This window comes from Rhizobium sp. CRRU65, assembly GCF_048551595.1.
Classification (GTDB): Bacteria; Pseudomonadota; Alphaproteobacteria; order Rhizobiales; family Rhizobiaceae; genus Rhizobium; species Rhizobium leguminosarum_J.
The window spans coordinates 463,842-485,790 of the sequence record NZ_JBLYZH010000001.1 but is presented as its reverse complement, the minus strand read 5'-3'; the positions used below and the strand labels follow the sequence as shown (position 1 = coordinate 485,790).

Genomic DNA, 21,949 nt, shown 5'->3' with positions numbered 1-21,949 from the left:
GCACCGACTTATGTATATGCCCTAGTCCGATTTTGGGGAGCACTCCCAGCTCCCGGTTGAAAACTCTCGAAACTTTGGGCAGCCGACATCCACGCGGTTCCCTCCTCGCGGAATTTCGATCTTTCCTTTGGACAGAAGTCCGCTGACCGCCTCAGGCGGACTGCATCGACACGAGTATCTTCATTTTGCCCCCGTTCGGGTCCAGGAGTTCCCGGAAGCCCTTGTCGACGACGTCATCCATGGCGATTTCGTCATCGACGATCTTCTCGGCTGGATAGCGGCCGGTCCTCATCATCTCGAAAATTCGCGGCCAGATGGTCAGCGGGTAATTCAGCGATCCTCGCAGAGTGATGTCCCGCATCGTCAGGTCGAACGGGCTGATCTCGGCGGGGCCGCCCATTAGTCCGACCTGGACGACGGTGCCCTGGGCGCGGACGGCCTGAAGGCATGTCTGCAAGGCGCGGGGATGGCCCGCGCACTCAATGGCGGCGTCTACTCCGACGCCTTCTTCGGTTCCGTCCCTGATCGTGGACATGAAGTCCGGGGAACTAGGATCGAGCACCGTGACCTCGTTCGAAAGCGCCGCGATGCGCGCCCGACGGTTGGCACTCGGCTCGCTGACGAAAATCCGTGTCACACCTGCGGCGACATGGATGACGATGGCTGCGGGATCTGCGACGATTGCCTGGCACCATGAGTGCCGACGGCAAAACACCTCCATCGCTTCAAGCGACGTTCGAGGACGCGCTTGCGAAATTGCCGGACGGTTTCGTCGACGGATATTTTGGTAATCGATCATGGGGCGTGACCGTCAAGCGGTCGGAGGATGGGAAACGGACATGGCTCTATGGCGGAGAGCTTAGCGGAAGCGATATCGTCAGCTTTAACTTCTATCGACTGGCTGGGCCTGGTTGAAGCCGTGCGAAATGTCCTCCGCCAAGGTGATCGAATTCGTTCTCGGTTTCGAGCCCAGCGCAGCGCAATTTAGAAAATACAGGAGGGGTTTCTGCATCATGCATATTGAGAACGAACAACATGGTGAGATGTCGTGTCAAATCGATGCTAATGAGGAGATGGACCACTACGTCGGGACCTTGCGATACAGGATCTTCGAGGTTGGCCTTATCTCCGGTCCCAGTGTAGGGGCTGTGAGGGCTCAGTTTCGAGCCATCTGTGAAATGACCGATGCAGGAGGCATGGTTCGTAACGGCATCATTATGACGGGCTATCACAACCGTGCTTTCAGCGGTGACGTATTGCGTCTCGACGGCGAATTTATCGGGGAATGGGCTTCAGATGATGAAGAGTGGTGCCATTTCACCGCAGTCGACACTGTTGAGGTCACCCTCAGCGCGCCATCACCTTGGATGCTGCATGACTCGATCGCGACTTGGATGAACTGCGACGGTGACACAACTGAGGCTTACCAAACGTCTGGCTAATTCACCGGCACCCGCTCGACTACAGTAGGCTGCCCTGTTCCACCAACTCTCCGGATTTCGACACGATCGTGGATCCGTATGGTTCGCGTGAGGAAATGATCAGCGCATCATTGGGTAGCGGTCGGGCCAGTTCCTTCGCCTCTTCCCAGGGCGCCCGCATCCAGATGTCGGTCTCTTCCTTCGTCAGCAACAGGACCGGCATTGCCTTGCCATGGATCGGCTTCACCAGGTCGTTGGGATCCGTGGTCAAGAAGCCATAGAGATCATCCGTGGTCAGGCCGTCCCTGACCTTTCGGACACTCTGCCATTGCGGCACATGGAGACCGGCAAAGAACATCAGGGATTTCTCCTCGTCGCGGGCGAACCAGGCATTCGGCACGTTTCCGCCAACCACCTGGCTAGCTGGATCCGGTTCCGCGAAATTTGTGACCGGGACGAGGCATCTGTTTTCGACACCGAACCATCGTCTCCAGTGCGGAAAATTGAGCTTGCGCACATTGGTCGTGCCGCGGTCGGCCTCCATGCGGATCAGCTCTTCCAGATCGAACGGCTTGCCCTTGGCCGCAAGTTTCTCGGCCTTGGCTTTGGCCGCCTTCTCGAGCGCGAAGCGCGGCGAGGGCAGTCCCCAGCGCGCATAGACCAGTTGCTTCTTGCCGTCGGCGGTGTTGCGGACGATCGGCCCCATCTGATCTGGGTTCATCTGGTAGGCGGGCATCAGGTTGATCAGGCTTTCGGCGTCCTGGGCCCATTTGGCGACCCAGTCCTTGTCTTCCATGCGATAAAGATTGCACATTGCAGGCCATCTACTCCGCTTGAGCTCGAATGGCGGACAATCTAGCGCATGGCGCTGATTTCGCTAGTCGAGCCGGAAGACGTCGGCATTGTCCTGGCGTTCTCGCAAGCCCTTGTAGGACGGATGACGGAGTTTTCCGTCCGCCGTCCAGGCGCGAAACTCGATCTCGGCGATCAGCGTCGGTTCGACCCAGACAATATCGGCACCTCCGGAATAGGGCAGGGGCGGCTGCTTTCGCTTCCATCGCAGCGTGTCCAGCATCTTCCGCAATCGGATGGCCTCGGCTTCCTTGAAGCCCGTGCCGACACTTCCGACGTGAACGAGCTCATCACCGCGATACGCTGCGAGCACCAACGAGCCGAAGCCGGCCGGGGATGCCATCGACCTCTCATAGCCGACGATGAAGAATGCCTCGCTCTGGACGCATTTGACTTTTACCCAGTCCCCGGTCCGGCCGGAACGATAGGGCCGGTCGAGGTGCTTGCCGACGATGCCTTCCAGGCCGAGGCGGCAGACGTGCTCCAGCAGGACAGCTGGTTCGCCATCGAGTGTTTCCGATAGCCTGACGGCGCCGACTTGATCATTCCCTGGGGCGTTTAATGTATCCTCGAGAAGATGTCGTCGGGACCGGTATTCGACACCGCGCAAATCGTGGCCGTCCAGATAGATAAGATCGAAAGCGTAAAGGACGGCGTTGGAGGCACGGTTGCCAGCCTGTTTGCCGGATGCGCCCAGCGACTGCTGCAGCAGCGCGAAATCCGGCCGGCCCTCATCGTCGAGCACGACCGCCTCGCCATCGATGATCATCGTCGCCGGCCCGAGCGCTCGGGCGGCCTCTGCGATTGCCGGAAACCGATGCGTCCAGTCATGGCCGCCGCGGGTGAGGATCCGAATCCCCCGCGGTTCGATATGTATGGCAAGGCGATAGCCATCCCATTTCAGCTCCCAGCTCCACTCGCTTCCCTTTGGCGGATGAGACTTCAATTGCGCCAGCGCGGGCTCGACACGCTCGGGCATGGGATCGAACAGCAGCTGTGGCTGGGCTGGATTTCGCTTGGCCCGCGGCCGGGAACGGATCGGGTCCTCGGTGTCACGAAGGAGGGGTTTTGATTTCGGAAGCTTTGGCATCCCGACAGTTCAGCAGAAAAACCTTAAAGACACTGTGACGATGCCGACTTGTCCCCGCAATTCACACAAAGGGATTAGCGCTGGCAAACGCTCGGAAAAAAATCCGTAGGCGCCTACTGGCCTGATTCCCATGGGTATTCTGCTGATTTCTAATGTTCAGGATAATATTCCCATTCCTCCGGTTGCTTGACTCTTGTATTGGGTCGGAACAGAAAGAGAACATCCGCATTTGTTCGACATGATGTCGGCCGCCAACACGACCTTGAAGGGAGCCGTGAACGATGACTGCTGCCCGTCAAAGGGTGATTTCCGATTTGCGCGAGCGCATCGCCTCGCTGGAGGGCGTGTCAGCCAGAAAGGCTGGCTGTCTCTCCTTCGGCGTGCCGGAAATCGATTCAGTCCTGCCGGGCGGTGGCCTGGCCTATGGCGCCCTGCACGAATTTGCCGGCGGCGGCTCGGGCACCGTCGATGGTGCGGCGGCGGCGCTCTGTGCCGCAGGCATTGCGGCCCGCACCAAAGGCCCAATCGTCTGGTGCCTGACGCGGCCAGACCTGTTCTTTCCTGCGCTCGCTGAGGTCGGCCTCCATCCCGATCGGGTGATCTTTGTCGAATCCGACAAGGAAGAAGACGTGCTCGCCAATATGGAGGAGGGGCTGTCTTTTGGTGGGCTCGGCGCCGTCGTCGGTGAAGTCGTTCGCCTGCCGATGGTCAGCTCGCGCCGGCTGCAGCTGGCGGCTGAGCGAACAGGCACCATGGCGCTTGCCGTCCGACGCTGGCGGCGGCAGACGGAGGCCAATGACTTCGGCCAGCCGACGGCGTCGACCACGCGGTGGCGGGTGAGCGTCATGCCGTCGGAGGAATTGCCGGTGCCGGGTGTGGGGAGAGCCCAATGGTTGCTGGAATTGATGCGCGTGAAAGCGGGTGAATGTGCTGAGTTTCTCGTGAGGGCGTGCGATGACAAGGGTCGTCTCGATCTATCTTCCGGATCTGCCGACGGATCGCATTCGTCGCGCCGATCCGTCTATTCCGCCTGAACAGGCGATCGCCGTGATCGCCAGGAGCGGCTCGAAACGCTGGGTATCGGCCGCCGACGCCGCCGCCCGAAAGGCCGGCGTGCATGTCGGCATGCCGGCGGCGAAAGCACAGGCGCTGTTCCGCGGCCTGATGCTGGTCGATGCGGATCCTGCAATGGATGCCGCAGCACTCGAACGCATTACCCTTTGGGCGCTGACGCTCTATTCGCCGATCGTCGCGATCGATGGGATCGACGGGATCGTCATGGATACCGAGGGTGCCGATCACCTGCAGGGCGGTGAGCTCGCCATGGTGACGAAGATCGCAAATCAATTCCTGGCCAAGAAGCTAACCCCCAGAGTCGCGATCGCCGACAGCTGGGGTGCGGCCCACGCCTGTGCGCGTGCCATCAGCCGCGAAACGGTCATCGTGCCTTCAGGTGAGACTGTTCGCGCCGTCGAAAAGCTGCCGATAGCGTTGCTGCGCCTTCCCGGGAAAGTCGTCAGCGATTTGCGAACGCTCGGCTTCCAGACGATCGGCGAATTGGCCAACACGCCGCGTGCGCCGCTGACGCTTCGTTTCGGCCCAGAGATCGGCCGGCGGCTCGACCAGATGTTCGGCCGTCTCCCCGAACCGATCGATCCGATCCGCACCGCCGAGCTCGTCGAGGTCAGCCGCGCCTTCGCCGAGCCGATCGGTGCGGCCGAGACCATCAACAAATATGTCGGCCGGCTGGTCGTGCAACTGACCGAGGAGCTGCAAAGGCGCGGCCTCGGTGTTCGGCGTGCCGACCTGATCGTCGAAAAGGTCGACGGGACGCGGCAGGCAATCCGCGCCGGCACGGTGAAGCCGGTGCGCGATGTCGCGTGGCTGACGAAGCTGTTTCGCGACCGGACGGAAAAGATCGAGCCCGGCTTCGGGATCGAGAAGCTAACCCTGGTTGCGGTGATGGCCGAGCCGCTGGAGGAGCGCCAGAAATCCTCCTCGCTGGTCGAGGAGGAAGTGAAGGACGTGACGCCGCTCATCGATATTTACGGCAACCGTGGCCAGCGTGTTTATCGAGTGGCACCGGTTGCCTCCGACGTGCCCGAACGCTCCGTCCAGCGCATCAGTCCTGCTGCCGATCCGGTAGAGGTCACCTGGGTCAGTCATTGGCGCCGGCCCGTCCGGCTGCTGGCGCATCCCGAACTGATCGAGGCCATCGCCTTGCTGCCGGACCGCCCGCCGGTCTCGATCACCTGGCGCGGCAGGCGCCGGAAGGTAAAGCGGGCCGATGGGCCTGAGAGGATTTTTGGCGAGTGGTGGCAGCGTGACGCCGAGATGGAGGCGGTGCGGGATTATTTCGTCATCGAAGACGAGGCCGGCGAGCGTCTCTGGGTGTTTCGCTCCGGCGATGGCATCGATCCTGAAACCGGAAGCCACCGCTGGTTCTGCCATGGGATTTTCGCATGAGTTATGCCGAGCTGCAGGTCACGACCCATTTTTCCTTCCTGCGCGGCGCGAGTTCGGCGCAGGAACTGTTCGAAACCGCCAAGGCTCTCGGCATCGAAGCCCTCGGCGTTGTCGATCGCAATTCGCTTGCAGGAATTGTCCGGGCACTCGAAGCATCGCGCGCCACCGGTTTACGCCTCGTTGTCGGTTGCCGGCTCGATCTGCAAGACGGCATGTCGGTGCTGGTCTATCCGATAGATCGGGCGGCCTATTCCCGGCTGACCCGCCTTATCACGCTTGGCAAATCGCGCGGCGGCAAGAACAACTGTATCCTCCACTGGGACGATGTCATCGCTTACAACGACGGTATGATCGGCATTCTTGTGCCTGATCTGCCGGATGACGCCTGTGGCATCCAGCTGCGCAAGATGGCCGAGGTGTTCGGCGATCGGGCCTATGTATCGCTTTGTCTGCGGCGCCGGCAGAACGACCAGTTGCGGCTGCATGAGATTTCCAATCTCGCTGCACGCTTCAAGGTGAAGACGGTCGTCACCAATGATGTCCTCTTCCATGAGCCAGGGCGCCGACAGCTGCAGGACATTGTCACCTGCATCCGCACCCGCACGACGATCGACGATGTCGGCTTCCAGCGCGAGCGCCATGCCGACCGATATCTGAAGCCGCCGGAAGAAATGGAGCGGTTGTTTCCGCGATATTCCGAGGCGTTAGCGCGAACGATGGAGATCGTCGGGCGATGCAAATTCTCGCTGGAGGAGCTCACCTATCAATATCCCGAAGAGGCGATCGTGCCGGGCAAGGACGCCCAGTCTTCGCTGGAGCATTATGTCTGGCAATGCGTGCCCGATCGCTATCCCGAAGGTCTGCCGCCCGATGTGTTGAAGATCGTGCGCCACGAGCTCGATCTCATCCGCACCATGAAATACGCCCCGTATTTTTTGACGGTCTTCTCGATCGTTCGCTATGCGCGGTCTCAAGGCATTCTTTGCCAGGGGAGGGGTTCTGCCGCCAACAGCGCCGTCTGCTACATTCTCGGCATCACCAGTATCGACCCCTCGACCAACGATCTTCTGTTCGAGCGTTTTGTATCCCAGGAGCGCGACGAGCCGCCGGATATCGATGTGGATTTCGAGCACGAGCGGCGCGAAGAAGTGATCCAGTGGATTTACCAGACCTATACCAGAGAAAAGGCAGCGCTCTGCGCCACGGTAACTCGCTACCGGGCGCGCGGCGCGATCCGAGATGTCGGCAAGGCGCTTGGGCTTCCGGAGGACGTCATCAAGGCCTTGTCATCAGGCATGTGGTCCTGGTCGGAAGAGGTCTGCGACCGCAATGTCCGTGAACTCAATCTCAATCCCGACGACCGGCGTCTTGTGCTGACTCTGAAGCTCGCACAGCAGCTGATGGGTGCGCCACGGCATCTCGGCCAGCATCCCGGCGGGTTCGTCCTCACTCATGATCGGCTCGACGATCTCGTGCCGATCGAACCGGCGACGATGAAGGACCGTCAGATCATCGAATGGGACAAGGACGACGTCGAAGCCCTGAAATTCATGAAGGTGGACATCCTCGCGCTTGGGATGCTGACCTGCATGGCCAAGGCCTTCGATCTGATCCGCGAGCACAAGGATCGGGATCTCGACCTGTCTGACATCGAGCAGGAGGATCCTGCGACCTATGCGATGATCCGCAAGGCCGATACGCTCGGCACGTTCCAGATCGAAAGCCGCGCGCAGATGGCGATGCTGCCGCGCCTGAAACCCCGAACCTTCTACGACCTCGTGGTGCAGGTCGCCATCGTCCGGCCCGGTCCGATCCAGGGTGATATGGTGCATCCCTATCTGCGCCGGCGCGAAGGCAAAGAGGCAGTCGAATATCCGACGCCCGAGCTTGAGGCGGTGCTCGGCAAGACGCTCGGCGTGCCGCTGTTTCAAGAGTCGGCGATGAGGGTGGCGATGGTCTGTGCCGGCTTTACCGGCGGCGAGGCCGACCAGCTGCGCAAGTCGATGGCGACCTTCAAATTCACCGGCGGCGTTTCGCGCTTCAAGGACAAACTCGTCTCCGGCATGGTGAGGAACGGCTATACTCAGGAATTCGCGGAAAAGACCTTCTCGCAGCTCGAAGGCTTCGGCTCCTATGGTTTTCCGGAGAGCCATGCTGCCTCCTTCGCGCTGATCGCCTACGCATCGAGCTACATCAAATGCCATTATCCGGAAGCCTTCTGTGCGGCGCTCATCAATTCGCAGCCGATGGGTTTTTACGCGCCGGCCCAGATCGTCGGCGACGCGAGAGCCCACGGCGTCGAGGTGCGGCCGATCTGCATCAACCGGTCCCGATGGGACTGCACGCTGGAGGGGATCGGCAATTCTGGCCGCCACGCTGTCCGGCTGGGTTTCCGGCAGGTGAAAGGACTGGCGGTCGCTAACGCGGCGCGCATCGTCGCGGCACGAATGGACCATGCCTTTGTCTCGGTTGACGACATGTGGCGACGATCCGGCGTGCCGTCGGAAGCGCTCGTCCAGCTTGCCAAGGCCGATGCCTTTCTGCCGTCGCTGAAGCTTGAACGCCGAGACGCGCTCTGGGCGATCAAGGCGCTGCGCGATGAACCGCTGCCGTTGTTTGCTGCGGCTGCCGAACGGGAGATGGCGGCGATTCCCGAGCAGCAGGAGCCGGAGGTGGCACTTCGGCAGATGACGGACGGGCATAACGTCGTTGAGGACTACAGCCATACCGGGCTGACATTGCGGCAGCATCCGATCGCCTTCCTGCGCAAGGATTTATCAGTGCGCAACATCATCACCTGTGCCGCGGCGATGAATTCGAAGGACGGGCGATGGGTCTATACCGCTGGCCTTGTGTTGGTGCGGCAAATGCCAGGATCGGCCAAGGGCGTCATGTTCATCACCATCGAGGACGAAACCGGGCCGGCCAATCTGGTTGTCTGGCCGACACTGTTTGAAAAACGCCGGCGGGTCGTTCTCGGGTCATCGATGATGGCGATCAATGGCCGAATCCAGCGGGAAGGGGAGGTCGTCCACCTTGTCGCCCAGCAGCTGTTCGACTTGTCAGGCGATCTGGCCGGCCTTGCCGATCGTGATGAAGAGTTCAAGCTTCCGGCCGGCCGTGGTGATGAATTCGCCAGAGGCGGAGGGCCTGATCCACGGGACAAGCCAAAGCCGATTGTCGCCGCGCGCGACATGTTCGTTCCTGACCTTCATATCGATACGCTGCAGGTGAAGAGCAGGAATTTTCATTGACGGCCTGGTTTTTGGCCTGAACGCGCAAAAAGCAGCACCTCTTTCCCATAGTGGTGAGTGGAGACGACGAACTCATGGCGGCCGAGCGTCGTTCCCGAGAAGGCATTGACAAACGTGCCGGCATGTCGCCACCTCGTTTCAACGCATGGAGAGTTGCGACTGGCATCGTTGAGAATTACACTGAGCGTATGAGTTCCCTAGCCCCACGAGAACATGTTCCTTGCGCAGCGCTAACGGTCCTCTGGCTTTTCTAGGTCATCGTTCCGTCGCTTCGAGGTGCCCCTCTTCTTTGGCGCGAGGAACGTCATCTCGAGGAAATTGGGCGGCTCGGCTACGATAAGACATCGCACGAACTCTGCAATCACGGGAGAGGGCCAAATACGTCCTTGCGAAAAGCCAACCAAAAGTTTTCTAGCCGCCGTCGGCAGAATGCCCCGTAGTTTGACAACGCGCTATTGGACACCTTTATGACCGATATCCAATGTCCGATTCCGGCAAGGCGCTTGCGCCCACCGGAACCTTGCGAGCCACGATAAACTCCGGCAATTCGATTCTTGCAAGCCGGAGCGCTGAATCTTCCGTCATACGATAGGTACAGCGGAAGTCGCAGTGGTCTGACCGTTCGCCCGGACGGATCTACCAGCCGACCGGTTGGGCATCACCAGTCGGTCCGAATTCATGCATTCTCCAAAGCCCTTCTCGTGCTTATTGCGGTGATGTCGGCCAGAATCCCCATGAACATACGGTCTAAGGCGCCGGAGCGTCGCGGCGCGAAACTAGGATCATCATGTGGCGAAGGCAATGGTGATTGCGATGAGCCGTATAACATCGGCTGGGGCGCCGCCAGCAACTGGCTGTGAGATGGTGGTAGGCATAGACATGGCGTAGCCCCTGATGCCACGCCTTGTCAGTTCATGCGCACTCGCCGGCCAATGTGCGACAAAATCCGTAGCGTGCATTTGAACGCACAGCTTTAAATCACCCGTATTCCAAAGATCGTGGAGTGCCCGAACCAGGCCGATGTTATCTACTGGCGTGCTCCCTACAACAACTTCGATGTGCTGTCGGTTCAGGCGAGTGCGCACAGCTTTTAGCGAAAACAATGATCGCGCACGTAGCGTCGGTCTTCGGACCTTCTCCGTCAATCGCGACGGAGCCTCGGCGAGGAACGCCCGGTCTGCTCGTGCTGCCCCTTGCCCGCGAAATTATTGATGTTTCGCCGGTTATGTGCGGGGACTAACTGTTCGTCAACGTTTGCGCGTCGCCCCTGCAGACTCGGCTTGCAATGTTGCCAGCAGATGCAATGCTCGGTCAGCTAAGCCCGCCGGCACAAAAATGTGGTCGTGGTGATATGCTGCCACCATGTTGCACGGAATGCCCGCGTCTGCGAGACAGGCAGCGACCCCCGCCGTAAGGCCGACGCCATCAAGCGCAGAATTCACGTTGAGGGTGATCTGGCGCATCGCAAGCGAAGTTTCGAACCCCGCTTCGTGGGCTTCTCCTTTCTCAAGGACTAGTGTCAAGCCTTCCCTTTCTTGGAATGTCGCAATCGGATTCAGATCGTGAACTTTGCTCCCATCATAAGGTATCGAGCAGAACACATACTCGCCGTCTATGAGCGAGGGCGTCATGTTCGACAGCATTTCGAACTTGTCTCGCAAAACAGTAGTCATTTTTGGCGGCCTCCTTGTCTATCATCATGATGTCTTAGCTCTTCATTGTGTAAGGCACCAATTGAATCAGCAACATCCAGCCTCTCGATCCGAGCGGTAAAATATGCTGTTCTTGATCCATGACGATAACGGCGGCCGAACTTCCGGATGACCTGAACGCGCTGAAAGCGATGGTGCTTTCGCGCGAGGCGGAGAATGCCCGGCTGCGGCAGATCATCAAGGAATTACAGCGTCACCGCTTTGGTCGACGGGCAGAGACGCTTCCCGAGGACCAGCTTCTGCTTGGGCTTGAAGAAGCCGAACAGATCGAGGCTGCCGGGCTGGAAGAGAAGGAACAGGGCTCGACTGCTCTGCGCCAGGCGCAGGTCGCCAAACGGCGCACCAACCGGGGTTCGCTGCCAGCGCATCTGCCGCGCGTGGAGATCGTGGTCGGGACGGATTGACCCGCTTCATCGACGATGGCCGGATCGAGATCGACTCCAACGTCGTCGAACGGTCAATCAGGCCAATTGCCGGACCTGAGTCATTGTGCGCTCCTTCTCTAAGTATCTGTAAACATTGGAAGCGTCTCCGTGTCAGCAATGCGACACGGGCGGCCCTTCAGGGCTATCGCGGCTTGGACCGTCGCAGAAGCCAGGTCGCTGACCCTGATTTGATACGGCGCACCGCGAACCACCTGTTCGGCGGACAACACCTTCATCTTTATCAGATGGCGTATTCGATGGTTAGTTACGCCTAATGCCGCCGCAGCCTCAGTCATGGTCAGCCATTCGCCGTCTTTGTCGGCTGATTTGTACGCGTGGATCGCACGTACCCGCCTTACAGAAGCGACCCGATGGGCGGTCCAGGTTTTTCCTTGCCCCGTTGGCATGCCCATTCGATTCAGCGACGCGGCGATATGTTCATCGGACCAGCGACCAGCCATGCTGCGCATCACCGCCAGGGCATCCTCAGTGGTGGCACAACCGTGTTCACCGGTCTGAGGCTTACGGACCTTGAGTTCCGAATGCTGGCCGCCCTTCCAATGGATCGTCAGCACGACGTCACGCACCGCATCGTCGACATCAACGACAATGTCGGCGATGAGTGTACGCAGCAGTTGCTGGCGCACGCGCATGGTCACATCGGGCGACTCCCAGGCAGCTAAGAGATTGTCGGCCAAGTTCGCGAAAGTGCCTGGATCGACCGCTATTGTCGAAGGACTGTCGGCAGGCTTGCGCTCCTCCAGATCCCGCACGCGGCGTAATGCAGTTTCCCAATTCTTCTCAAGCTGCGCGGCGATGAGACGATTGTCGGGATCGCATGCCGCATAGCGACGCTCAGCCAGGCTGGCCTCGTAGCGAGCCTGTTGTAGCTCCAGGTCGTGAATGTGCCGCTGGTCTTCTTGCCGCTCCCGGTGCATCCGCTCTGCTTCAAAGGTCGCTTCGATCGCTAACGGTTCTACCGCGCGCAACAACTCGCGCGCAACCGCCGCATCGACCTTCGGGCCACCGAACGTCATGCACCGGGGCAAGCCCATCATTAGATTCTGCTTGTCGCAGCGATAGACAGGATTGTGTGGATTGCCCGTATAAGCAACACTCAGCCGCCGCCCACACCGTCCGCAGGTCAGGAGTCCCGATAATAACGCTTTGCCGCCACGGCCCGATTTAGTCCCGCCCGAGCGGCCATAATTATTGAGCGCCAATTGCTGTTGGTTGCGCTCGTACTCGTCCCAACTGATGTAACCTTCGTGATGATCCCGGATCATCACCTCCCAGGTGCCGACAGGCTTGCCATGCCCATAGCTGCGACGCGCTCGTCCATCAACGATGGCAGTCCGCTTCTCGCTCTTCCCATAGACGTAGACGCCGGCGTAGAAGGGGTTTTTGAGGATGCCGATTACATTGCGATAACGGACCGGCGTCCAGACGAAGTTGGTCATGCGCCTTTCATCCGAAGGCCGCGGAAAGTGGATTTGATCTTTCGTCATCGACAGCAGCACCTGACGCGCGCTTCCAAGCTCGTGGAAGCGTGCGAATATAGATCGGATTACGTCTTGCAGACGCAGATCGGGGTCCAGTCCAAGCCCCGCCTCCCGATGCCAAATGTAGCCGAACGGAACGGAAAGTCGCAATTCGCCACGGCGCGCTTTCGATCTGGCGGCATCGAGCATGCGGGCTCTCAGCACGCCAAGTTCGAACTCGCTGATACTGCCCTTCATCCCCAGCAGCAGACGATCATTGGGCCGACATGGATTGTAGACACCATCGTGATCTATGACGCGGGCTTCAACGAGGCCACATAGTTCGAGCAGATGGTGCCAGTCGCGGCCGTTACGTGCGAGCCGTGAGGCGTCGAAGCATAAAACGGCACCAACTTTGCCGGCGCACAGCAGGGCGACGAGACGATCGAAGCCGGGGCGCGCGACCGTTCCGCTGGCGGAGCGTCCGAGGTCATCGTCGATGACCTCAACGTCGAGAAAGCCGCGCTGTCGTGCGACGTCAACAAGGTCATACTGCCGTCGCTGGCTTTCCAGATTGGTCATCACCTGTGACTGAGTGGACTGCCGAACGTAAACGACGGCCTTGCGTTCAAGCAGCACTGTCGGAATCAGATCAGTGCTGATCATCGTTGAGCTCCTCGACGGCCAGACCGGCCGCCTGCATCAGCAGGCAAGCCAGTGTTGATATCGCCTTCTTGCGATCCTTGTCGCTCAGTCCGTCGAGCGTGCGGGTTTTGAATATCAGGTCGAGCTGCCGGCCCGACGCCGGCACCAGCGTGTTGCGGGATCTCATCATCTTCCTCCTGAGTGATTCTATGTTCACCTCGGAAGAGTGCCGCCTTCGCACCGCCTGAGACCAGTCTGTTCAGTTCGATCAGCGCCGCAAGATCGACGCGTGCCGTTCCCATGGTCATGCCGCTGCACACCACAGGATCTATCATCCACCCCGAAATCGCGATCACGACACCTGTCGGTCCCAAAACCTTCAAAAACCGACCTGTCGCTCGTTCTTCGACGCGCCGAACAGACACCTTTTGGCCGAAATACGGATGCCAGCGATAATGGACTTCGACTTCGTCGCCGACATGGGCAGAATGAACGGGGGATTGCCCTCAATCGGAAAAATGCACTCTTCGCAGGGTCGGATGCCGGCAAGGGGCCGGTGGTGACGGTTGGGGTGGCTGCGATATTCATGATTTGATGCTCCAAATTTCGATTGGAGAACCAGTCCTCAGCCGGAATGATGAGAAGACGCCGAAAAGGATTCCACGCGTGAATCCACTGCTTTTGAGCGCTTGCACCGTCCCTACGCCAGTATGAACTGGATCAGGTTCAACGGGTCACTGCGCGCGATAGCAGTATCTCAGCCCCTTGCCGGGACACCCCTGGTGAATGCAAAAAAGGGTAGAGGCCCTGGCCGAGGGGACTGTCAAGCGACAATCTGCGATGGCTCGGGGCCTAGTTACACTCAGGCTGCGTGGTCGCCGCGATCAAACGAATGGACAAAAGCAATCGTTCGACCGGCACGCTTCCGCAAGACAGACGCCGCTGTCGTATGCATTGGCTGTCGATTTATCCCGAGCAGTTCGCCAATTGTACCGAGATACCGAAGCGCTATTGGGAAAGCAGGCGCGGAACTGGAAAGTCTAGTATTTTGTCCGTGTAGCTTTCGACCAAGGCGCTAAACGGCGTGCCGTCTCGAAGTTTCAGTACGGCACGATGTTCGAGCAGGAACGGCGGCAGGCTAAGGGAACTTGTTTCATGCGCTATTGAGCCGTCCATGTCCCAGCCTTCAGATAGAGGAGACCAGAGCAACTTGGCAGACAGGTTTGTGCGAGTGAAATTGAGAGCCTGAACGGCTCTGCCAAACGCGATATCGCTGGTATTCAACGCCTGATTCATTTCTGCAGTTAATTTTGCAGGGACATACCAGTTGTCGGCTTCGGACAAGACGCGGTCGCCGCAGACCAGACGGACGCGGCGATAAGCGATCAACTCACCGGGTCCGACGGTCAGAAGTTCACGGATGTGCTCATCGGCCGGTTTGACTTGCCCGCCCACACGCTGAGCTACGATCTTGGAACCTTCCGGTGCGAGCTTATGCGCGGCGCACCAACGGTCAAGGGTCAACGTAGCACTGGCGTTACTCAGGAGATTGGCATTCAAGGTCTGGAGGACCGCAAGCGCTTCCACTCGAGATGCCGGAGTGTTCAGCCACTGAGATCCTGTAGACGGCTCTTGCGCAATTACGATCTTGCTGCCCAGCACGATGGCGGCCGCTGCAAGTGCGGCGATGCGAATGCGTTTCGAAGAACAAAATGACACGGAGAACGAATCCTTTCTGCAGTAAATTTGATGAGCGAACCCTGCGCGTCAAATTTCCTTGATTTTGAGGCGAGCTCGCGTTGTCAGCTTATTTGATGCAGGCCGCTAGATTTGAACTGCACCTTGCGTGTACCGCTTAACGGTTGGGTCCCTGATGGACTTTCTTACCATCTTCCGATGTTGCTGCCGTGCTAGTCCGTACCTGTTGAAGCCGTGTCCCGACCCGTCCTTTGCTTGCGTCGCATCAACGTCGTCCATGACAATCTCCATCCGCTCGCCGACCTGTTGTTGGAGTTTGCAAGCGTTGGCGACTGAGCCGGCGCTTCCATCCTGGAATATGGAAACCCGATAGACGTGGATTTCAAATGAGGAACGTGGCGGCCGGTCCGAATTCCCCTAATCATATATCGTAACTCTCGCTTAACGGTTTAGCGCCTTTGTCGCCCCCTCCCTCGTTGCGGAATGTTCATATAGCTGGAGCGGATAAAATAGCTCGCAACCGAAAGCAAACTCGAGGAGCAATTGTTGGAAAAACGTCTTCTTCGGCGACGCAGAGCCCTCCTTCAGGTCGAGTGACAATTGTAGACCAGGCAGCGACATGCCGTCGATGGTTGCCAACCGCAGATGCGAGTAGTCAAGACGCTTAGCTGATTTCTTTTGGTGATTCATGTCGTCGTGCTCCTTGTGCAAGCCTCCCGACGATGACGTCGCCGGCAAGATTTCAGGATTCATCGGAAAGAATTTGCCTGTTGCACTATCGTAACTCATAACGGGACACTTTATGAAAACGACGAACAACGCAACAGATGTGTGGGATATATGTTAAAGTATATTTCTTGAAATTTGTCAGCTCTTACTTTCCGTTTTGAAAACGCGTAAGTTACGGAATACGTTATAATATATGTTACTTATATCGCGCTTCATATCTTGGCGGCCGGATGAAATGGCAGATCTCTAAGAACCCTGACTCGAAAAGGTTTCAACGATATCGGTATCTTGCCAAGCGTCGTGTCAGGACGCGGATGTGGGCGACAGTGATCCATGCTTCGGCTGAAGCGAGGGACTTTTCCCAATCCTTGGCCAAACGTCGGCATCTGCCAAGCCACGCGAAGGTGCGCTCCACGACCCAGCGACGTGGCAGAACCTCGAAGCTTTTTGCCTTGTCGGTCCGCTTGACGATCTGGAGAGTGAACTTTGCGATTTTTTCCAGTGCGCCCTTCAGCTTCGGTCCGGCATAACCACCGTCGGCGAAGATATGTCTCAGCCACGGCCAGCGCTTGAGAATGGTTTTGAGGACCGCAGGTGCACCATCGCGATCCTGAATATCGGCGCTGTGAACCACCAGGCCGACCATCAGTCCAAGCGTGTCGACGACGATATGACGCTTGCGTCCCTTGATCTTCTTGCCCGCGTCAAATGCCGCCGCTTTCCGTGGTTTTTACCTTTGACTGTCGATCACGCCCGCAGACGGCGAGGCTTCCCGGCCTTCCAATTCACGCGCCTCCATCACAAGATGATGGTTGATCCGACCCATAACCCTGTCGCTCGCCATTCATAGAAATAGGACTGCACAGTTGTAAAAGGCGGAAAATCCTTGGGCATCATCCGCCATTGGCACCCAGTCGTGGCGATGTAAAGCAACGCATTCACGACCTCGCGAAGATCGGTGCTACGCGGCCTGCCCAGTCGCCTCGGTTCGGGCAGGCAAGGCGAGATCAATCCCCATTCCCGGTCCGTCAGATCGCTTGCATACCGCATTGCGCGTCGGGCATATTGGCGACGGGTGAAATCAGTCCAGCCCATTGTGGTCTCCGTTCGTCCTAAGCAAACAAACAGAACCACAACTGGCTGATTTCACTCAACTCTTTTTCGGTCAGGCTCTAACGGGTACGGCAAACGCTCGCTGGTCGAAACGGCACGATACAAGTCCATCATCGGGCGGCGTCTGCGGGCGAGGTCGCGGCCTGGTCAGCAGACGAAGGCGTCATCGGCTGCGCCGTTCTCAACCCATGCTTGACTGCGCACGCCCAAGTCCGTGGGCCGCAAGGCACCACGGTATGATCAGCCGTTTCAAAAGACCGGCAAGGGATATGAGCAAGGTCGTCGTGGGCGGCGTCGACGCCACGCAGGACGCGGAGTTTGCTCGCATCCTGTGTGGCGTTCGAAGTTCCACAATCTCCAAGGTGCCATGACTATGAACGACCCCTGAGCTCAGGCCGCGCTTGATCCCGATGCGCCGTTCTTCAGCAATCTCGTCAAGACGACGGCCGGTCAGCAGCGCCCGGCAAGTTTCTCACACGCTCTGGGGTGGGGAGAAAACATGGGAACCGAACAGCTGTTACGATTGATCGTCCAGTAAGCTTCTTGAAGGACTCGCTTAATAGGAATGAATGACGTGATGATAGTTGACGACTTGATCGTGATTGCCACTCGCATGGGGGCGGCCTCCGGGTAGTGTCAGCAGATGCGTGCCGCCGATGAAGACGTCGAGGCGATCGTCGAACAGACACACCCGCAGCCGGTGGCCGATCAGGCGGGAAGGCACGGTGTAGAAGACCTTGCGCAACGCGAAGCCGCCGGTGCTCAATACGGTGACGATGACCTCTTCGAAGTCGGTGGTGCGACGATCGGGAAGAGCTTGCAGATGCGTGCGCTCGGCATCGATGCGCTTGCCATGTGCGGCATTGCGACGGCTGACGATCTCATCGATGAAGGCGCGATAGGATCCGAGGTCGCCGAAGTCCCTGGTTCCGCGCATCAGCAGAGCATCGCGGATCGCATTCTTGGGATGGCCGTGGGAACTTTCGATCGAGCCGTTCTCGTGCGCGACGCCCTTGTTGTTGCGCGTCGGTGTCATGCGGCAATGAGCGCACAGTTCCTCGTAGCGCTGCGTCAGATCGACCTTGGCGTCGGCATCGAGGTTGCGGAAGGCGGCCGATAAGCTGTCGCTGCGATGATAGAGCGGCGAACCGCTAACCGACCACAGGGCGTTCTGCAGCCCCTCGGCCAGAGCGACGAAGCTCTCTCCATCCAGGATGACATAGTCATGCTCGAAGCCCGACCAGACCAGCCGGAAGTGATAAAGCAGATGATCGAGCCATTGGCCGGCGATCGTCACACCGAGGCTGCCCATGTCGGTAAAACCCGACAGTCCTAACCGACCGGGTTCGTGCATCTGACGGAAGATCACTTCCTGCTCCTGACCGTGAACAGCCCGCCATGATCGAATACGACGCTCAATCGTACGGCCAACAGCTTCTGACAACTCTGGATGACGCCGCAGCATCTCGTTGTAAACGGCAATTGCTCGGATGCCGGGCGCGGCCTTGAGAAGCGGAACAATCTCGGCGTCGAAGATGTGCTCAAGGGGATCGGGCGACGCCGGTCGCGCGGCGGCTTGGTCTGCGATGGGAGCCGCGCATCCTTCTCGATGCGGTAAGCCGTCGCCCGACTGATCGACACCTTCGCGGCAGCGACCTCAGTCGGGTTGTGTTGTCGGTACTTCATAAAAAGCCTCGTCTGATGATCGGTTAAATGGCGACCCGGCACAAAGGTGATTCTCCATTCTCAGAAAATCACCGACGCTACCGGGCCAACCGCGATCATGAGACGGCGAAAAATTGCGCCGCGGCGGGGGTGTAACTCCGGTCCGCCTACGCCCTCCCTTCGTCACACCCCGCCGCCGAGTCTCATCCTGATTGACGCTGAGTCTCAACTTGTTTGTCGCCGCGCATTCTGCTGCGCGCTAGACTGTCATGGAAGCGTTCCTGTCAAATTCCAGACCGTCCCGCTGTCCATGCTCTGACGGAGCACCGAGATGGTGCCGTTGGCCGCTCCCCTTTGATTGGCGGGATCCGTCGTCTGTTGCACGGAATTGAAGATCATTGCAGCAGCGACCGTACGTCCACCCATCTGGACTTGGATGTTCGCATCACCCGCCGCGGTTCGTCCCTGTATGTCGACACGGGCAACGCCCACGGTATGCAGTGTGCCAGCCCCACGTCCCAGATCGGCGAAAGTGATTTGTGCAATGGCAGCGCTACAGTCATTCCGCTGCTCATGGTTCGGGGTAACTCTTCTCCGAATTGCGTTGTTGGTGTTCGTCTTGGTCAACGGCATGATGAACTCCTTCGTGCTTCCTGATGATGTATGATCGCCAACGAAACGCTTAGGTTCAGTTTTGGACATCTTTAATCTCCAGATCGCCTCGAGCTCAGAAAGCCTTGGCCGTGCGTGAAGCATGATACGTCTTCGGCGCCGCTCCGACATCGACATCCTCGTCGCGGATGCCGGCGAGCACGTCCACCCCCTTTTGGAACTTGCCGACATTCTCGGCGAGTTGCCAGTCCCGCCACTTCCCGCCATAGTTTGTGTCCCTTCATGTGTTCAGCCCAATGAGGTTATCCCGCAACGCGGATGCCGCGGCCGTTCCGCTGCCTCGCAATAGCTCTCAAGATTCGTGCCAACCAAGATGATACAGCCGACGAACAATTATTTGCTGCTATTTCAACTTCCTAGCGGAAAATACGTGATTGGGCGAAGACGAATGCGTTTCGCGAAGCCGACAAAGGTGACGACAATGTCGTAAGTTGGACGTGGAGAATCTCGGTTAATCGGGCCGTCCGGGACTGCGACTTACGATCCGTGCAGAAGAAATTGAGCGGAGATCGCATTGTCTTGAATTTTCTAGGGGGAGGCCGATTGCTGATTTTGTTGCAAAGCAGGAGCATCTGACGCGGCAACCACCGGGGTGCTTCCCCAGCTTTTCTTTCAAAGATCACCCGCAAGTACCCGGATTTCCGCAAGCGGCTCGGCCGGTCGATCCGCCCGAATAAATCGCGCTCGGCGTCTGAGGATCAGAGTACGCTTGCGGATCATCGTCTGATAAATGCGCCGCGGCGTAACTCCATTCATCACATCTCTGCACGCCGTGCCACACCCTGACTGACGCTGAGGGTCACCCGTTCATCGTCGACAACGTTGGCTCCCACAAAAGCGACAGGCCAATCAATTGGTCAAAGAAAAAAAGCGCCCGGCTCCTCGTCTTGCCCGCCATTCGCCCGACCTCAATCCAATCGAAATTGGTTTTCCAAGTTCAAAGGTCTTGCTGCAACGAGTAGCCCGAATTTTTGAATCCATCACCTAAGGCCTCGGTGGGGTCGTCAGCCTCTTCTCCATGCAATCGCTCGCCATATGGGTCGTAGAGAGTTGTGCACTTCGTGCGACGAGCGCCGGGGCCGGCGAAAACGCGAAGTAGTCACAAGAATCAGTCACAATGAGCGGCGTCAACGGAACTATATCCCGACGGCTGCGATTCGATCGTTTTGTCACGGTTGCGTCCATAAGTGGTTTTCTGCGATTGGAGCCGCGTGTGAGCCGAATACTCAAAAAGGATAGACCGAATGGACCGCAGTCGTTATCTGAAGGCTTGTTGCGATGCTGAAGACGTCGCTGAAAAATTACCACAGACACCAGAGGCTTCTTTAAAGTGAAAAAAGAGCGCAGCTTTGCCGTCGAGTACAAATCAGGTCGGCGAAAACTGAATTCCAAACCGAACTCGATTTGGGGAGACACCGATCTCAAGTCCGTTGCTCAAGATCTGCAGGACGAGGCAATGCCATTTATGTCACTAGCCCCTCAGGCAAAAAGTAGCGAGATGCTTGTACCCGGAGAAGAACAGGCCGGGCCGTTATTGACACTGCCGATTGAGCAGGAGACAAATGCATCGGCTTTACAGGAGACCATAATGGCCGACGAAAACGATACGATGACCAATGCTAACACGCCGGCCGCCGCGGCGCCCGATGTACCGAAGAAGGTGCGCAAACCTCGCGCCAAGAAGGTGGTCCCTGCAACGGCCCCAGTCACCGTTTCGGCGGAACCGGCAGTTGCTTCGGGTGCCGCAGCTGGAAAACAGAAAAGAGGACGTAAGGCAAAGCCTGACGAAGGTACGCCGAGTGCCAAGCGCACGCCTGTCAAACGTGCTTCGAAGGCTGTGTCGACAGCGGCGGCACCGTCGGTGGCGGCAGTTGATGAGATCGCGGATCTTCTGCAGCTCGAAGAGGAAAACCAGAGACTGCGCAAGCTGCTGGCGGAGAAGCTCCGCGCTGAAAATGCCGATCTGCGAAAGCGACTGAACCTCGGTTGATCGGCAGCAGACGATCAAGCGCTGGCCGCATTCTCATGCTTATTGAAGTGAATATTTTGGCGGCGGATCCTTCTGCCGCCAACGTTTTTGCTCGCAGTTTGCATACGCAGTAGAATTCGAGGTCGAATAAAATGGCGTCTCCATGGAAACTTCTTGCTGGGCTGGTGTCACGGCGACGCCAGCAGAAGCAAGAACACGGCTCGACCGATGATGTGAAGCCGGACGTATCATCCATCGCCGAGCTGACTGAAACGCCGGCCGACAATCGGTTGAACGCCGTGGATCGTGCGGCCAACGAAAAGCCCTTCATTCACGAAGAACGCGAGGCGGTGTCAGCGGACCCGCATCATGCCGAGGAAGCGGTAAGCATTGTTGACGATACGGCAGATGTCGAAAGCGCCAGGCCCGTGGAAGCGGCTGACCCGGCTTTGTCCAATGAGGCCGATACAGCCGCGCATGCAGCACCAAAAGTCTTTCGAGTTAGCGAAGGTCAAACGCGAAAGCGGGGCATGCGGGGCAAGAAACCGAAAACTATTGCAGTCGTTGTCCCACCTTCTCCAAGCGCTCCCACCGCTTTTGACGATGCAATCGATCTCGACGAAGAAATCAGGCTTCTCCGGGGGCAGTTGGCACGCAAGCTTCAAATGCAAAATGCACAATTGAAGAGGATGCTGGAGCGGTTCGAACGCTGAAGCTGTCATAAACCCATGCTCCGGACCTTGGGCATGAGCGGCGT

Annotated in this window: 15 protein-coding genes, 6 pseudogenes and 1 riboswitch; of the genes and pseudogenes, 10 read left to right on the top strand and 11 right to left on the bottom strand. The window is 58.4% G+C overall.

Annotation, left to right across the window (positions count from 1 at the left end; translation table 11 throughout):
• Positions 1-151 precede the first annotated feature (151 nt).
• On the bottom strand, positions 152-715 hold the full coding sequence (locus ACM5SV_RS02295) for a zinc-binding dehydrogenase (protein ID WP_245510303.1): 564 nt from the start codon (positions 713-715) through the stop codon (positions 152-154).
• Between ACM5SV_RS02295 and ACM5SV_RS02290 the strand changes: the two are divergent.
• Both ACM5SV_RS02290 and ACM5SV_RS02285 read left to right on the top strand, forming a co-directional pair.
• Positions 682-974: pseudogene (locus ACM5SV_RS02290) on the top strand (hypothetical protein); the annotation flags it as partial. The gene ACM5SV_RS02295 and the pseudogene ACM5SV_RS02290 sit on opposite strands and share 34 nt — an antisense overlap.
• Positions 975-1,013: 39 nt before the next feature.
• Positions 1,014-1,442, top strand: a complete 429-nt coding sequence (locus ACM5SV_RS02285; protein WP_419425048.1) for a hypothetical protein — start codon at positions 1,014-1,016, stop codon at positions 1,440-1,442.
• Positions 1,443-1,461: 19 nt separating this feature from the next.
• On the opposite strand, the gene ACM5SV_RS02280 is transcribed toward ACM5SV_RS02285, so the two are convergent.
• Together ACM5SV_RS02280 and ligD are read right to left on the bottom strand one after the other, a co-directional pair.
• On the bottom strand, positions 1,462-2,235 hold the full coding sequence (locus tag ACM5SV_RS02280) for an SOS response-associated peptidase family protein (protein WP_131607223.1): 774 nt from the start codon (positions 2,233-2,235) through the stop codon (positions 1,462-1,464).
• Positions 2,236-2,298: 63 nt separating this feature from the next.
• Complete coding sequence (gene ligD / locus ACM5SV_RS02275; RefSeq protein WP_131607221.1) at positions 2,299-3,363, bottom strand: non-homologous end-joining DNA ligase; 1,065 nt, start codon at positions 3,361-3,363, stop codon at positions 2,299-2,301.
• Between the two features lie 281 nt (positions 3,364-3,644).
• Between ligD and ACM5SV_RS02270 the strand changes: the two genes are divergently transcribed.
• Genes ACM5SV_RS02270 through ACM5SV_RS02260 form a run of 3 tightly spaced genes read left to right on the top strand, consistent with a single transcriptional unit; the run spans position 3,645 to position 9,083 of the window.
• Complete coding sequence (locus ACM5SV_RS02270) at positions 3,645-4,397, top strand: ImuA family protein (protein WP_131607219.1); 753 nt, start codon at positions 3,645-3,647, stop codon at positions 4,395-4,397.
• Positions 4,318-5,829 carry a Y-family DNA polymerase gene (locus tag ACM5SV_RS02265; protein ID WP_165505711.1) on the top strand — a complete coding sequence of 504 codons (1,512 nt, stop codon included), beginning with the start codon at positions 4,318-4,320 and terminating at the stop codon, positions 5,827-5,829. The genes ACM5SV_RS02270 and ACM5SV_RS02265 overlap by 80 nt, the downstream gene beginning before the upstream one ends.
• On the top strand, positions 5,826-9,083 hold the full coding sequence (locus ACM5SV_RS02260; RefSeq protein WP_419424983.1) for an error-prone DNA polymerase: 3,258 nt from the start codon (positions 5,826-5,828) through the stop codon (positions 9,081-9,083). The genes ACM5SV_RS02265 and ACM5SV_RS02260 overlap by 4 nt, the downstream gene beginning before the upstream one ends.
• Before the next feature lie 1,247 nt (positions 9,084-10,330).
• Here ACM5SV_RS02260 and ACM5SV_RS02255 read toward each other — a convergent pair.
• Positions 10,331-10,756, bottom strand: a complete 426-nt coding sequence (locus ACM5SV_RS02255; protein WP_260059733.1) for an ACT domain-containing protein — start codon at positions 10,754-10,756, stop codon at positions 10,331-10,333.
• A 119-nt stretch (positions 10,757-10,875) separates the two neighbouring features.
• Between ACM5SV_RS02255 and ACM5SV_RS02250 the strand changes: the two are divergent.
• Both ACM5SV_RS02250 and ACM5SV_RS02245 read left to right on the top strand, forming a co-directional pair.
• A pseudogene (locus ACM5SV_RS02250) lies at positions 10,876-11,187 on the top strand (transposase domain-containing protein); the annotation flags it as partial.
• Positions 11,181-11,270 (top strand): annotated as a pseudogene (locus tag ACM5SV_RS02245) (IS66 family transposase); the annotation flags it as partial. The pseudogenes ACM5SV_RS02250 and ACM5SV_RS02245, both read left to right, overlap by 7 nt.
• Before the next feature lie 27 nt (positions 11,271-11,297).
• On the opposite strand, the gene ACM5SV_RS02240 reads toward ACM5SV_RS02245, so the two are convergent.
• The 5 genes and pseudogenes from ACM5SV_RS02240 to ACM5SV_RS02220 all read right to left on the bottom strand — a co-directional run bounded on the left by ACM5SV_RS02240 (position 11,298) and on the right by ACM5SV_RS02220 (position 16,868).
• The gene (locus tag ACM5SV_RS02240) at positions 11,298-13,367 is read right to left on the bottom strand and encodes a recombinase family protein (protein WP_011649403.1); all 2,070 of its coding nucleotides are present in this window, start codon (positions 13,365-13,367) and stop codon (positions 11,298-11,300) included.
• Positions 13,354-13,533, bottom strand: a complete 180-nt coding sequence (locus tag ACM5SV_RS02235) for a hypothetical protein (RefSeq protein ID WP_025393262.1) — start codon at positions 13,531-13,533, stop codon at positions 13,354-13,356. The genes ACM5SV_RS02240 and ACM5SV_RS02235 overlap by 14 nt, the downstream gene beginning before the upstream one ends.
• A gap of 492 nt (positions 13,534-14,025) precedes the next feature.
• A riboswitch (TPP riboswitch) is annotated at positions 14,026-14,137 on the bottom strand.
• Positions 14,138-14,354: 217 nt separating this feature from the next.
• Complete coding sequence (locus ACM5SV_RS02230; RefSeq protein WP_131586672.1) at positions 14,355-15,065, bottom strand: hypothetical protein; 711 nt, start codon at positions 15,063-15,065, stop codon at positions 14,355-14,357.
• Positions 15,066-15,485: 420 nt separating this feature from the next.
• Entirely contained in the window at positions 15,486-15,833 is a 348-nt protein-coding gene (locus tag ACM5SV_RS02225; protein ID WP_245505361.1) for a hypothetical protein, read from the bottom strand.
• 211 nt (positions 15,834-16,044) lie between these two features.
• A pseudogene (locus ACM5SV_RS02220) lies at positions 16,045-16,868 on the bottom strand (IS5 family transposase).
• A 76-nt stretch (positions 16,869-16,944) separates the two neighbouring features.
• On the opposite strand from ACM5SV_RS02220, the pseudogene ACM5SV_RS02215 reads away from it, so the two are divergent.
• A pseudogene (locus ACM5SV_RS02215) lies at positions 16,945-17,095 on the top strand (IS5/IS1182 family transposase); the annotation flags it as partial.
• Positions 17,096-17,448: 353 nt separating this feature from the next.
• Here ACM5SV_RS02215 and istA read toward each other — a convergent pair.
• Together istA and ACM5SV_RS02205 are read right to left on the bottom strand one after the other, a co-directional pair.
• Positions 17,449-18,614, bottom strand: a pseudogene (gene istA, locus ACM5SV_RS02210) (IS21 family transposase); the annotation flags it as partial.
• A 204-nt stretch (positions 18,615-18,818) separates the two neighbouring features.
• Positions 18,819-19,253 carry a hypothetical protein gene (locus ACM5SV_RS02205; RefSeq protein WP_245505360.1) on the bottom strand — a complete coding sequence of 145 codons (435 nt, stop codon included), beginning with the start codon at positions 19,251-19,253 and terminating at the stop codon, positions 18,819-18,821.
• 1,300 nt (positions 19,254-20,553) lie between these two features.
• Here ACM5SV_RS02205 and ACM5SV_RS02200 point away from each other — a divergent pair.
• A complete protein-coding gene (locus ACM5SV_RS02200) occupies positions 20,554-21,213 on the top strand; it encodes a transcriptional regulator (RefSeq protein ID WP_131586668.1) in 660 nt (219 codons plus the stop codon).
• A gap of 131 nt (positions 21,214-21,344) precedes the next feature.
• Positions 21,345-21,905: a hypothetical protein gene (locus ACM5SV_RS02195; RefSeq protein ID WP_131586666.1), complete on the top strand. Its 561-nt coding sequence runs from the start codon at positions 21,345-21,347 to the stop codon at positions 21,903-21,905.
• The last annotated feature ends 44 nt before the right edge of the window (positions 21,906-21,949 follow it).

What these genes read in the sequence shown, in the direction of transcription:
- ACM5SV_RS02285 (WP_419425048.1), top strand. Translation starts at nt 1,014, where the DNA reads ATGCATATTGAGAACGAACAACATGGTGAGATGTCGTGTCAAATCGAT.
- ACM5SV_RS02280 (WP_131607223.1), bottom strand. Translation starts at nt 2,235, where the DNA reads ATGTGCAATCTTTATCGCATGGAAGACAAGGACTGGGTCGCCAAATGG.
- ligD (WP_131607221.1), bottom strand. Translation starts at nt 3,363, where the DNA reads ATGCCAAAGCTTCCGAAATCAAAACCCCTCCTTCGTGACACCGAGGAC.
- ACM5SV_RS02270 (WP_131607219.1), top strand. Translation starts at nt 3,645, where the DNA reads ATGACTGCTGCCCGTCAAAGGGTGATTTCCGATTTGCGCGAGCGCATC.
- ACM5SV_RS02265 (WP_165505711.1), top strand. Translation starts at nt 4,318, where the DNA reads ATGACAAGGGTCGTCTCGATCTATCTTCCGGATCTGCCGACGGATCGC.
- ACM5SV_RS02260 (WP_419424983.1), top strand. Translation starts at nt 5,826, where the DNA reads ATGAGTTATGCCGAGCTGCAGGTCACGACCCATTTTTCCTTCCTGCGC.
- ACM5SV_RS02255 (WP_260059733.1), bottom strand. Translation starts at nt 10,756, where the DNA reads ATGACTACTGTTTTGCGAGACAAGTTCGAAATGCTGTCGAACATGACG.
- ACM5SV_RS02240 (WP_011649403.1), bottom strand. Translation starts at nt 13,367, where the DNA reads ATGATCAGCACTGATCTGATTCCGACAGTGCTGCTTGAACGCAAGGCC.
- ACM5SV_RS02235 (WP_025393262.1), bottom strand. Translation starts at nt 13,533, where the DNA reads ATGAGATCCCGCAACACGCTGGTGCCGGCGTCGGGCCGGCAGCTCGAC.
- ACM5SV_RS02225 (WP_245505361.1), bottom strand. Translation starts at nt 15,833, where the DNA reads ATGAGTTACGATAGTGCAACAGGCAAATTCTTTCCGATGAATCCTGAA.
- ACM5SV_RS02205 (WP_245505360.1), bottom strand. Translation starts at nt 19,253, where the DNA reads ATGTCCAAAACTGAACCTAAGCGTTTCGTTGGCGATCATACATCATCA.
- ACM5SV_RS02195 (WP_131586666.1), top strand. Translation starts at nt 21,345, where the DNA reads ATGGCGTCTCCATGGAAACTTCTTGCTGGGCTGGTGTCACGGCGACGC.